This window comes from Algoriphagus alkaliphilus, from assembly GCF_900103735.1.
In the GTDB taxonomy this organism is placed as follows: domain Bacteria; phylum Bacteroidota; class Bacteroidia; order Cytophagales; family Cyclobacteriaceae; genus Algoriphagus; species Algoriphagus alkaliphilus.
Genome location: NZ_FMXE01000026.1, coordinates 1 through 12851, shown reverse-complemented (window position 1 = coordinate 12851; position 12851 = coordinate 1). Strand labels below are relative to the sequence as shown.

General features: G+C 42.4%; 11 protein-coding genes. 5 read left to right on the top strand and 6 right to left on the bottom strand.

Features of this window, described 5'->3' with window-relative positions:
• Positions 1-100 precede the first annotated feature (100 nt).
• The gene (locus BLQ81_RS15895) at positions 101-1678 is read left to right on the top strand and encodes an ArnT family glycosyltransferase (RefSeq protein ID WP_092731933.1); all 1578 of its coding nucleotides are present in this window, start codon (positions 101-103) and stop codon (positions 1676-1678) included.
• Here BLQ81_RS15895 and BLQ81_RS15890 read toward each other — a convergent pair whose 3' ends face one another.
• The 4 genes from BLQ81_RS15890 to BLQ81_RS15875 all read right to left on the bottom strand — a co-directional run bounded on the left by BLQ81_RS15890 (position 1679) and on the right by BLQ81_RS15875 (position 4330).
• On the bottom strand, positions 1679-2554 hold the full coding sequence (locus tag BLQ81_RS15890; RefSeq protein WP_092731930.1) for a DUF5777 family beta-barrel protein: 876 nt from the start codon (positions 2552-2554) through the stop codon (positions 1679-1681). It lies immediately after the preceding gene.
• Complete coding sequence (locus BLQ81_RS15885) at positions 2551-3093, bottom strand: YceI family protein (protein WP_092731927.1); 543 nt, start codon at positions 3091-3093, stop codon at positions 2551-2553. Before BLQ81_RS15885 ends, BLQ81_RS15890 begins: the two co-directional genes overlap by 4 nt.
• Positions 3094-3201: 108 nt before the next feature.
• Entirely contained in the window at positions 3202-3699 is a 498-nt protein-coding gene (locus BLQ81_RS15880; RefSeq protein ID WP_092731925.1) for a QcrA and Rieske domain-containing protein, read from the bottom strand.
• Positions 3700-3784: 85 nt separating this feature from the next.
• Positions 3785-4330, bottom strand: coding sequence for a hypothetical protein (locus BLQ81_RS15875; RefSeq protein WP_092731922.1), 546 nt, complete (start codon positions 4328-4330; stop codon positions 3785-3787).
• A gap of 295 nt (positions 4331-4625) precedes the next feature.
• On the opposite strand from BLQ81_RS15875, the gene smc reads away from it, so the two are divergent.
• From smc to BLQ81_RS15860, 3 genes are all read left to right on the top strand, one after another.
• Positions 4626-8165, top strand: coding sequence for a chromosome segregation protein SMC (gene smc / locus BLQ81_RS15870; protein WP_092731919.1), 3540 nt, complete (start codon positions 4626-4628; stop codon positions 8163-8165).
• Between the two features lie 227 nt (positions 8166-8392).
• Positions 8393-9229, top strand: coding sequence for a KilA-N domain-containing protein (locus BLQ81_RS15865; protein WP_092731916.1), 837 nt, complete (start codon positions 8393-8395; stop codon positions 9227-9229).
• A gap of 66 nt (positions 9230-9295) precedes the next feature.
• Positions 9296-9883 carry an ORF6N domain-containing protein gene (locus tag BLQ81_RS15860; RefSeq protein ID WP_092731913.1) on the top strand — a complete coding sequence of 196 codons (588 nt, stop codon included), beginning with the start codon at positions 9296-9298 and terminating at the stop codon, positions 9881-9883.
• Here BLQ81_RS15860 and BLQ81_RS15855 read toward each other — a convergent pair.
• Together BLQ81_RS15855 and dcm are read right to left on the bottom strand one after the other, a co-directional pair.
• Positions 9873-11186, bottom strand: a complete 1314-nt coding sequence (locus BLQ81_RS15855; RefSeq protein WP_092731910.1) for an MvaI/BcnI family restriction endonuclease — start codon at positions 11184-11186, stop codon at positions 9873-9875. The genes BLQ81_RS15860 and BLQ81_RS15855 overlap by 11 nt on opposite strands.
• A complete protein-coding gene (gene dcm / locus BLQ81_RS15850; RefSeq protein WP_092732073.1) occupies positions 11164-12381 on the bottom strand; it encodes a DNA (cytosine-5-)-methyltransferase in 1218 nt (405 codons plus the stop codon). The genes BLQ81_RS15855 and dcm overlap by 23 nt, the downstream gene beginning before the upstream one ends.
• A gap of 240 nt (positions 12382-12621) precedes the next feature.
• On the opposite strand from dcm, the gene BLQ81_RS15845 reads away from it, so the two are divergent.
• A partial coding sequence (locus tag BLQ81_RS15845; RefSeq protein ID WP_139183645.1) for a DUF4372 domain-containing protein occupies positions 12622-12851 on the top strand: 230 nt, incomplete at its 3' end.

Genomic DNA, 12851 nt, shown 5'->3' with positions numbered 1-12851 from the left:
GTTTATGTTTAAATAGTGCTCATTTATATTGTAGTGAGTAAGTGCCTGTCGCATCCGATAGGCAGGCTCGATTTCATCTCAATTCCCTTATTTTTACAGGATGCCAATCCGAAGCTTTAGTTATTCAAATCCAAAGAAAAGCGCCTTTTTTGCCGGAACAGGCTTTCTTTTCCTGTATTGGCTTTTCGGCTTTGACGGAATCACTTTTTCTGACGATGTCTACTACTTACTTGCCGGCAAAAACTTCTGGGCTGGCACCATGGAATTCAACGAATACCATTTCTCCACCCGATGGGGTGCCTACATCCCCTCGGGTTTGATTGGTTTTCTATTCGGTTTTGATCCACATCGAATTTCCTTGATTTCCCTGTTCAGTTACATCGGTACCCTAGCCATGCTGTTGAAGGTATTACCGCGGGAATCTAATCCGTGGGTCTTGCTCATCTGGTTTTCCACTCAAGTCTATTTTCTCCACTTTTTGACCAAGGTTTATCCTGATTCTCAGTTGGTATTTTGGACAGTATTAGTTCCGTTTTCAGCAGTATACAGAAATGAGAGGCCCATTCTGGCAGCCTTAGGATTGATTTCCGGTTTGTTCTTTGGCTTTTTGACCAAGGAAACCATCATATTCCTTGCACCACTTCCTGTTTTACTTTGGGCTTTCGATTGGAAAAAAGGAACCAAAAACATCCCTTTCTATTCCGCTCTTTTCGGATTTGGGATTGTCTTTGGCAGTCTGTATTTGGCTTACTTTTGGATTCAATTCGGAAGTCCCTTTTATCGATTTGAATCAATTCAGGACGGACATTACATTTCAGAATTTACCTATGCTGACAAGAGTGTCTGGGTAATGCTCAAGCGCCTGACCATACTTCCCATTCTTACTTTTGTCGAACGATCTTATTGGATTTGGATCGTATTTGCCATCCCAGGACTGCTGAAAATTCGAAAAAATCCACAGAGTCCGGGAATTGAATTTGGCTTGGCATTCCTGAGTTTACTCGGACTGTTTTGGGTGATGAGTACCAACTTTCGGTTTTACAATCCAATTTACCTCAACCCTCGCCATCTGATAATTTTGGTACCGATTTTAGCCTTTTTGATAGCTTTGGGCTGGGAAGATTGGAGTAGAAACCTGAAATTAAAAAGATCAATGACTGGTCTAATTCTACTTGGAACAGGAATCAGTTTAATCCAACAAGATTGGAAAATGGCAGCTTTTCAGGCTTTCGCTATTGTTATCATTTATGTAATTCAAAAAAGACAACAGGTATGGTCTTTTGGAGTTTATTTGGCTTTTCCTGCTCTAATGGCAATTAGCTACCAAATGAAATTAAAGGAGTACAAACACCTTATTCAAACTTTAGATCAAGAATCCTTAACAACTACTAATCAATCTATTATACTCACAAATAATTTTCTTGATTTCAGCAAGGAAGTGCTTTTACCAGAGAATCAAACCACAAAAGATTTACTTTTCCCGATCGAAAAATTGGACTCACTTAAACCTAATCCACCTCAGAAATTGAGGGTTTTAATCTATGACTATTACAAACACGGATATCCCAAGGAACAGGTAGATGTGTCTGCTTTGGAAATATGGTTGAATGAAAATTACCGCTTGGATTCCGAATCAGTCAATGGCAAACTTTGGTTACGTAATTTTTCCAGAGAATAGTTATTTCCTCTTTTTTTGCCCTAAGGCAAAAATCCGGTTTACGTTAAATCCGAGTCTAAATTCCTCTCCGGGAACACCATTGCCCCCAGCCAATAAATATTGCTCATTGAGTGCCTGAGAGGTCACGAAATACATTTGAAAAACATGGCCCCCCGCTTCGACATCCCAACCAATTCCGACATTATTTCTCAAGTCTGAATTAAGATTGGGTATCCATTGAAGTGTGAGCGAGGAACGATCTGTAACCTTTAATTTTCCGCTGAAACCAACCGCGAGGTAAAGATTTTGGGTACCCTCGATTAGATAGATTTGACGGGGATCGTTGAAATAGGCCAACATTGGACTGACCTGCAAACTGAATTTGTTTGAAAACTTCCGTGCAATCATCACTTGTGCGGAATAGGCAAGCCGATCGACAAATTCCGGTCGCTCAGCTGCCGGTAAAAATGAATACGGATTACTGATCACCCCCGCACCACCTGCCAAGCTTACAGAAATAGGTACATTGCCGTTTTGCGTTTGTTCCAGAAGATGATACCGTCCATAGATGTTGTAAAACTTATCCCGGCTGGATCGAGCTGCACCAAGGGAAAGCTTGTCGGATAAACCAAATTCAAAGCTAAACTGGATGTTTGCCCCATTGTCCAAGCCAAAAAGGTTCTCAATCCCTCCATCAAGAGTGCCGAAAGTGTGCATGATGGCAAAGTGCATGGTCTTCTTCTCAAGCGGCTCCACAGTCATCAGATTGATATGTCTGGGGGCATGAAAAATCAGATCTACCGCTTGATTGGTGTTTTCAAGCACTCGCTCCAATTGAGCATTTGAATAAGAGATTATACCAAAAAACAGCACTATAATAAGTCCTGATGTTTTCATTTTTTCTCAGTTAAAGTGGCTTTGATCGTGACTTTTTGCTCCTCCGCCAATTCATAAAACACGAGCTTTGGAACAGGTATATTATAGTCTGAAAGTAAAATTGTAAAATTTGTGTCAAGTTCGATTTTCTCGTTTTGAAGCTTGGTCAAAAATCCGGAAACTTCAATCTTCCGCTCCACACCGTGAATTTTAAAAGTCCCGATCGCTTTAACCGGCACTTTTTGTCCGACCGACAGTTGGGGGCTGCCATCGATTTTGCCGGTAAACTCGGCAAATGGATATTTATTAGTCTCGAGGTAATTTTCCCGCATGTGACTATCCCGAAGCCCAATACCAGTCTTAATGGTGTTTAGATCCACAAAGAAATCAAGGAGGTTTTTATCAAAGTCCACCAAACCATTCAATACACTTGACTTCCCTTCAAACTCATTGAGCGGTGCTTTTGACAAAAATGTAACCTGCCCTGTTTTAGTCAGAAATTCCTGCCCAAATGCAGCAGAACTCAGCGAAATGGCCAAAAGAAAGCCTAAAATCTTCATCGTTTTAATAGTTGATTTTTAATAGTCAAATGGACATCACGCCGGGTAGAACATCGTCCGCCCAATTGGCATTTTCGCCATGCCTGCCTGCATCAGGCGGACCCACTTTTATTTGTTAATGGTCAATGTAGTCCCTGAAACCTGCGTAGTAAACTGCGTCAAGGGTTGATTTGCGGGTCCTTGCACCACGCGCCCCGAGGCATCAAATACCGAACCATGGCAAGTACAGGTAAAACGACTGGCTGCAAAAGTCCAATTTCGGTCACAGCCAGAGTGGGTGCAAACGGAAGTAAGCGCGACAAATGAGCCATTGACATTTGCGACCAGTGCCTTTGCATTTTCAATTAACAGCCAATTACCAGAATTGTTGAGTGCTGTCTGAATGGCCAAATTAATGACAATGACTGATCCTGAGATGGTAATTCCGGAGCTTGAATTTCCCGGAGGCGTCGGTGGTCCTGTTGGATCAGCATCCTCAGTCGAGGAACATGCGGTGAAAAAAGCAGCACCAAAGGTAGCTAACACGAGAGAAACACCGGATTTTTCCAAAAATCTCCTTCTGGATTCGGTCAAACTTCCTGAACGGGTAATAATGTCTTTATCCATTTTCAAATTGATTATTCGGTAGATAGAATCAAATACGAATAAATAATCTCAAACGGATGCTAAATGTTTTAAATTTTTACTGTAATCAGAAAAACTTTGGCTTCAATATTTCACTCAGGATGACAGCATCTTTCAAAGTTTTCGGGTTTTTAAGAATCTGGGCATAAGGATTTGATTTTTTAGCCTTAATGGCTTCATAGTCCATTTTGAATGAAGGAATCAATTCCGCAGAATTGGCGAATTTATAGTCCCGAAAAGGCACTTTTTTCGAAGCACCGAAAGAACCCTCATAATACTCGATTTCCTCATCATCTTCTACGATGACAGGCTTTCGGGAGACTGTTTTGACTTGGGGAAGATGGGACGGGGCCGGGTAAGGACGATAAGCTTCAGCCCTTTGTGGTTCGGAGATTACAGGCTTTGGCTTTGCCTGAACAGGTTTTTCAACAGGAGTAGGATTTTGAGCCTGACGGATTTCTTTCATCAAATCCTCAAAAGTCATCCCTTTCTGAGGAGCCTGAGGTGAAGATTCATCCGAATCCGGCATATCCAAATCCTTTTTCTTCCGAGTGGCCTGATAAATGAAATAGGCCAAAATGGCCACGATATAAACGATGTTACCCAAATCCATGCCCTCAAGTTAATTCAAAATTTTGATAGTGGGAAGCAGGGAGGTTGGGAATCTGGGACGTTTGGTTCAAGTCTTCAGACTTGGACCCACAATGATGCAGTCTACGGACTGCTTTCAAGCTTTTCCTAACTGTCTTGGGCAGTCTGAAGACTACATTATCCAAAGCACAAGTCGGAATACTTGCGCTAGTCACTCATCCCTACTTGGTACTTTGCACATGGTACTTTGTACAATAATTTGCCATTTCCCTGCTTTGGACTTATTTTGTTCCCTTTACAGGGAGAAAAAAAATAGCATGCTGCTCAGTAAACTGGAGATCAAGGGCTTTAAGAGTTTTGGGGACAAAATGGTCATCCACTTCGACAAAGGAATCACCGGAGTCGTAGGTCCTAACGGTTGCGGCAAGTCAAATGTCGTGGACGCCATCCGATGGGTACTCGGCGAGCAAAAGTCCCGCTTGCTCCGCTCCGACAAGATGGAAAACGTCATCTTCAACGGAACCAAAAACCGCAAGCCTACCAATATGGCGGAGGTTTCCCTGACCTTTGAAAACACCAAAAATCTCCTCCCTACCGAATACACGCACGTCACCATAACTCGCCGCTATTACCGAACCGGTGAAAGCGAATACCAAATCAACGGCGTATCCTGCCGATTGAAAGATATCTCCAACCTCTTCATGGACACGGGGATCAACTCCAATTCCTATGCGATCATCGAACTCAAGATGATCGATGAGTTGCTGAATGACAAAAACAACTCACGCCGCGAACTCTTCGAGGAAGCTGCCGGAATCTCCAAGTTCAAAAACCGAAAGCGCGAGACCCTTCGCAAACTGGAAGACACAGACGCAGATCTTGCACGAGTGGAAGATTTGCTTTTTGAAATTGACAAAAACCTGAAAAGCCTCGAGAAACAGGCCAAACAGGCTGCCAAATATTTTGAAATCAAGGCGGATTATCGCGTGGCCAGTATCAACATGGCCAAAAAATCCATAGAGAAATACAGCACGGCACTGATTGAAGCGAATTCAAAAATCCAGAGCGAATCGGATCGAAAGCTTCAGCTCAGCACGCAAATCACTGATCAGGAGGCCTTATTGAGCCAACTGAAGGCAGACTTGATTATAAAGGAGAAACTCCTCTCCTCCCGTCAAAAAACACTCAACGAGCATGTGAATAAAATCAGGGCTTTTGAGTCGGAGAAGAAAATTAAAAACGAGCGGATGCGCTTCCTCGAGGATCGCTCCCAGGCTTTGCGTGGGCAAATCGACACCGATCGCAAGTCAAATGACCGGGCTGGATTTAGTATCCGATCGCTTCAGCAGGAGAAAGAATCCGCGGAGAAAATCCTTGCGGAAAAGGACCACATTGTCTCCGAACTGCGTGAGCAATACGATGCACAGAAACTGATCACTTCCGCTAGGCAGCAAAGCCAAAAAGAGCAAAGCCTGAAGTTTGAAAGCCTCAAAGAACGGGTGTATCAACTCGGCAAAGAGGTTGAAATCAAGCAGATTCAGCTCAGCACATTAAAGCAGGAATTGGAACGTACATCTTCAGATGATTCCTCCCAGGAAGCAAGTTTGGTGGAGTTTGAGGACAAAATGGTGGAGCTGAAGGCCGAATTGGATGAGGCGATTGCGGCTTTTGCCCAACTCAAATCCAAGCAGGAGGATCAGGACCAAAAGATCGAAGAAACCAATCGTGTGATCGAAATGATCCGGGAGGAATTGACTAATTCTTCCCGCAAGCTCGACTCCAAAACCAACGAATACAACCTCACCAAGTCTCTGGTCGAAAACCTGGAGGGCTTTCCCGAAGCGATTAAATTCCTGAAGAAAAACCCGACCTGGGGCAAGGACATTCCCCTGCTCTCCGACCTGCTGACCACGGATGAAAAGTACCGGGTGACCATCGAAAACTACCTCGAATCATACATGAATTATTATGTGGTGGACACAGAGGATCAGGCCATTGCGGCGATTCAGCTGCTCAGTGATGCGGCACGTGGTAAAGCCAATTTCTTCGTGCTGGAGCATTTTGAGCGGTTTAAGGCGGGACAGAGCAAGCTTTTCGCCAATGCCATCGCGGTGACGGAGATCATCGAATTTGATGTCAAGTACGGTCGTCTGATCAATTTCATCCTGGACAATGTCTATCTCGTGCAGGGAGAATACAAGGATTTCCCCGTGGATTCAGAGTGTGTCTTTCTCTCTGAAAACGGCAAATACATCAAGCGTAAATTCTCCCTTTCCGGCGGTTCGGTGGGACTTTTCGAAGGAAAGCGAATCGGTCGGGCAAAGAACCTGGAAAAGCTGGACCGTGAAATCAAAGACCTGAGCAAGAAGGTGAGTTCGACCCGTGCCAACCTAGACCAAAAGCTCAGCGACCTGATGAAGCTGAAGGAAGTCAGCCACAAGAAAACCCTGGAGGAAAGCCAAATCCGCATCAATGAACTCAACTCGGCTTACGTATCCGTCCGAACCAAAAAGGAACAGCTGGCCGAACTCCTCTCCTCCAATGTGCATAAGCGGGAGGATATTTTGGATCGCATAGCCAGCCTGGAGGATAGTCTGATAGAGATCCTTCCTCAACTAACCGATCAGAAAGCAAGTTTTTCCGAACTGTCGGAAGGACTCACCTTGGTCAATGAAGAAGTAGAAGCCGAAAACAAGAAACTGGCCGAGAAATCTCAGACCTTCAACCAAGAAAATATCACCTACATCCAGCAGGTCAACCGGGTGAACAGTCTGGAGCAGGAAATTGAGTTTAAGCAAAATGCCTTTGAAAGCTCCAAAGAGCGAATCGAAAAGTCTCAGGCCGAACTCGCCCAACTGGATTCAGAGATCAAATCCCTCCTCGACAACAATGAAGTGAAGGACGACGAACTGATTGAGCTTTACTCCGAAAAGGAAAACATTGAAGTTGGAGTCACAGAGGCCGAAAAAGACTACTACGGTGCCCGCGGGATGATCGATGAGACCGATACCCGAATTCGCAGCCTGCAGAAAACCAAGGAAGGATTTGACGTACTCCTGCAGGAACTCCAAAACAGCATCAACGAGATTAAGCTCAAGATGAGCGGAATGAAAGAGCGCCTGAGTGTGGAGTTTGAGTTAGACCTTGATTCGCTGATGGAGGAAAACCCGAATTTGGATCCTGAATTCACAGATTTTGCGGAGGAGGAACTCCGGGAACTCGTGCGAAAGCAAAAGGAGCGACTGGAGAAAATCGGCCCGATCAACCCCATGGCGATGGAAGCCTACGACGAGATCAAAGTGCGCTATGACTTTATCACTTCGCAGAAGGCTGATCTTTTCAATGCCAAGCAAAGCCTTTTGACTACAATTTCGGAAATCGATCAGGTGGCGCGGGAGACATTTTTGGATGCCTTTGGCAAGATCAAGGAGAACTTTATCAAGGTCTTCCGCTCGCTCTTTACCGAGCAGGACGACTGTGACCTGACCTTGATGGATCCGAGCAATCCGCTGGAAAGTGCCATCGAGATCATCGCCAAGCCCAAGGGTAAGCGTCCCTTGACCATCAATCAACTTTCAGGTGGGGAAAAAACGCTGACTGCCACTTCCCTCCTCTTTTCGATCTACCTCCTGAAGCCCGCGCCCTTCTGTATTTTTGACGAAGTGGATGCACCACTTGACGACGCCAACATCGATAAGTTTAACCACATCATCCAAAAGTTTAGTGCCGAGAGCCAGTTTATCATTGTGACGCACAACAAGCGCACCATGGCCAGCACGGATATTATTTATGGGATTACAATGATCGAGGCTGGTGTGAGTCGGGTGGTACCGGTGGATTTGAGGGAGTTGGCGTAGCGTCATTGCGCCTGCCCGCCGTGGAGGGAGGAGCGCAGCGACGAAGCAATCTCACTGGAGTTAAGGGTTATTTGTTAATGGTTAATTAGATGTCAAGCTGAAATGGAAAATTTGAGATTCGAAATTCGGCCCCTTCATCATTCGATGTTTACCATTCGATATTCATTATTTGTAAATTGAATAGAGGATATGAAAGCCAATCTTTAAACAATTAAACCAGATTTTTTATGGCAAAAGGGAAGAAAATAACGGTCAAAGGAACTGAAATCACTTTCCTGTCGACCAATTCTAATGACTATATCTCATTAACTGATATGGCAAGATATCGGGATGCAGACCGGACAAATTACATAATCCAAAATTGGATGAGGACACGAAGTGCGATCGAATTTTGTGGACTTTGGGAACAATTGAATAACCCGATTTTTAAAAGCATCGAATTCGATGCTTTTAAAAATCAATCTGGATCTAATAGTTTTGCATTAACTCCACAAAAATGGATTGAAGCTACTCAAGCAATTGGTATAATTTCAAAATCCGGAAGATATGGGGGAACATTTGCCCATAGAGACATAGCTTTCGAATTTGCTACTTGGCTAAGCGCAGAATTTAAGTTTTTTTTGATCAAAGAATTTCAGCGTCTCAAAGAAGATGAAAATAACCGCCATAACTTAGAATGGAACTTCCAGCGGACACTGGCAAAAGTAAATTATCACATCCACACCGACGCAATTAAAGAAAACCTAATTCCTGCTACAATCACCAGTAACCAAGCCGCGATAATCTATGCCAATGAAGCCGATGTCCTCAACATGGCCTTGTTTGGAAAGACAGCAAAACAATGGCGGGATGCTAATCCGGATAAAAAAGGCAACATCAGAGATTTCGCCAACCTTGAGCAGCTCGTAGTCCTGTCAAATATGGAAAGCACCAATGCACTTTTGATCCATCAGGGCTTGACGCAATCCGAACGCTTGCTTCAACTCAATCAAATGGCCATCTCCCAGATGAAGTCCTTGGTACTGCATCGGAAGAGTTTGGAGACTTTGAAACCTAAAGTTTAAAACTTTCAAAAAATCCTTATTTTTAAAATACTACTTGATTAATTTTTCAACCTGACTTTTAAAATCATGAGCAAAGAACTTCCGCTTTCCAGCCAAGGGATCGAAAATCGGATTTTTACAATCAGAGGTGTGCAAGTAATGCTTGACGAAGATCTGGCAGAAATTTATGGTATACCAACAGGAAGATTAAATGAACAGGTAAAACGAAATGTTGACCGTTTTCCAACAGATTTTATGTTTCAACTCTCTAAAGAGGAATGGGAGAACTTGAAATCGCAAAATGGGATATCAAGTTGGGGAGGCAGAAGAAAACTTCCTCTAGTTTTTACCGAACAAGGCGTAGCAGGACTATCGGGAGTAATAAAAAGTGAAATCGCAGTAAAGGTTCATGTAGCCATTATGAGGGCTTTTGTAGCCCTGCGAAAGATGGTCCAAGACAATCAATTGATTATTTCCAGATTGGATAGGATCGAACTCAAACAACTCGAAACCGATCAAAAATTCGATAAAGTCTTCAAAGCTCTGGACAACAAAGATTCCATCCCATCACAAGGTGTCTTATTAGATGGGCAAGTTCAATGTTGTTGGGGATTTATTGAACTTATTTTGTGGAATCAAAATCTCGATTTAAAAAAGGTTATTCTTAAAGCTTAAGCAAATCAATCTGTTCATTTACTTTGTATAGACTGCCTAAATTACCCGATTTAATTCTAAACTGACTTCTTCGCTTTGCCTTCGGAACCCCTTTTGTGGCATTTTCCAACTTTATTCCCGGATCATAATAAATATTCCCAACTGCCATCTCCTTCAGTAATAAGGTAAAAACAGTCCCTGTTCCTAAGATGATACTGTTGCCGAATTGATATTGTCGATTTGGTTGTGTTTGTGACATAGATGGAATATAACATGCAAGATTATGTTTTCTGTTCCAGTGTTTTAACAATGAAGCAAATGACCAAGATGCAACTTCAAGACCTGTTTTATCCAATAATGCAATTCTTCCATCAGTATTTCTAATTTTTCCGATACCGTGGTCAAATCCAATTAATTCCATATTCAGGTTAGTCAAAGGATGAACCAAGCCAACCTTATGAATCCCACCAAAATTGATTCGATCCGCTTTCCCATTCTTGTCTGGATAACCATACTTTCTCAAAAATTCAACTACTCCCTGTTCCTTATAAAATCCTCCAGTTGGCTCCGGTGTCATTAGTGTGATGATCGCGCTTTGAGTTCTGAGAAAATCAGAAACTCCAAACTGCTTTAGTTCCCAGCCAAGGTAATCAGGTTCAGAAAACCCATTTGGTGTAATTCCTAATTCCGCTTCAAGTGTATAGCCGCCACAATTTGGAGCCAAACACGATAGGATAGAACCATCTTTATCCAATCTTTTGGAATCAATCCATCCAATTTTATGAATTCGGTACAATTCACTAAGTAGGTTTTCTCTTGCCCCCTTTTCAGATTTTAACTCATATACTTTAAAAACACCATACGCTTGTAATCCATTTATTCCATTAAAGTCAGTAGCCAAAGAAGAATCTGGATGTGCAACGTAACCCAAAATTTCTCCTCGATTAGTAACAGACATGAACAATAGTCTTCCGGCTAATCTAACGGTCATCAAGTCTGAGGGAGGATTTTCTGATTTTTGTAAAAAACCAGAAAATCGTATTTCAGGATATTTTGGATATAGGATTAATTGAGATTTAGGAGCTGGGCTTAAATTACCTTCATCTGTTATCCAAGAAAAATTCAAACTAGCCTTAAATCTATCTCGTTCCCAATCACCTGATGAGTCTGAAATGATTTCTTTTATTGGGAACACATTCAACAAATCAAAACTTCCCGCCAAATAGACTTGGTTTTTTGAGTTGTCATTAGGGGATAAACTTTTTACAAAAACTTTCTGACAACCATAATTATCAAAAACTCTAAACAGGTTTTCTAGAGTCATATTCTTCGAAGGTATTTACAATTTGAGAACCTACTGCCTCCATCAATGGCATCACTACCGAATTTCCGAACTGTTTATAGGCTTGAGTATCCGACACGTAAGATGGAACGATAAAATTTTCTGGATATCCTTGGAGTCTAGCGCATTCTCTCGGAGTTAATCTCCTTGGATTTTTGCCTTCCTGGGGTATCAGAATTTCAGATCCATCTTTGTAATACCTAGCACTTAGGGTTCTGGAGATTCCATCAAATTTTACCATACCAAAGCCAAAGCCATTTCCTGCTGCTTTATGTTTCATAGCATATTTTTGCAAGTAATCCCAGAGATTATCAGTTAGCGTATATTTGTCATCTACCTCTTTCTCCAGAATATCCTCGATTACCATCGGAGGATTATCGGGCATTTCAGGAAATGAAAACTCTTCATTTCCATGAAAAACACCTCTATTAAATCCAACAATTATTATCCGCTCCCGGTGTTGAGGTGCATAATATTTGCCATCAAGTACCCGATAATGAATATTATACCCCAACTCCTTCAAAGTCTCAGAGATAATCTTGAATGTTTTCCCTTTATCATGTGAGACAAGGTTTTTGACATTTTCTAGAAGGAATGCTTTCGGCCGTTTTTCATTTATGATCCTAGCAATATCAAAAAACAGAGTGCCTTGGGTTTCATCCAAAAACCCATGGGTTCTGCCCAATGAATTTTTTTTCGAAACGCCAGCTATTGAAAAAGGCTGGCATGGAAAACCGCCGACTAAAATATCATGATCAGGTATTTCCTTTTCATCAATCTTGGTGATATCTCCGAAGGGAACTTCTCCAAAATTGGCTTCATAGGTTTTTTGGGCATAATGATTCCATTCGCTGGTAAAGACACACTTGCCCCCTAAATTCTGGAAGGCCATTCTAAAGCCTCCGATACCTGCAAAGAGATCGATGAACTTGAATTTGGGGTTTTCAGGAGGAGGAAAAGGGATGTCCCATTTGATTGGGAGATATCCCTGATACCAAGGTTCAGCCACCATGTCCAAAATTGTTTCAGCGTATTCGGTTGCGCCTACTTGATAATACTTGGAAGCTCCATTTCCGGCATCATGTAAAAAGTGGGTCAAATAAGCCAATTCGGTCTGTTCTGGCTTTTTGATTTCAATTTTCAATTTTTTCTTTAATTCTGAGTATTTAACGGGCATTTCTGAGCTTAATCTGTAAACAATATAATCAATCAAATATATCGAATTTGGATCAAGGTATTCACCCACCTTGTCAAACACTTTCTGTTTGACATAAGCTGTCGGAATGGTGAAGTTCAATTATTTCTCAAGGAAAGAATTGAAAGCACTTCAATACCGTCCTAAATAAAGAGAGAGAGAGGTCCCGATTTTTGCCCAAACTATTTAATTTGGGTTTGCACCAAAAACCTGAGACCTCTCATGGGTAATATTACCTTGTTTTCGCAGATTATTAAAAAAACCGAGCGTCCAATTTTCAAGAAACTGGTTGAAGAGAAACAAACCGACAAGGCCTGCAAAGGCTTTGACAGTTGGACGCATTTGGCATCGATGCTGTTCTGTCATTTTGCCAAGAGTACCAAGGCACCAGTCTATCTGTTGGACTCCACCGTGGTGAGTTTGTGTCTTTCGGTATTAGACTGGGCTACTTT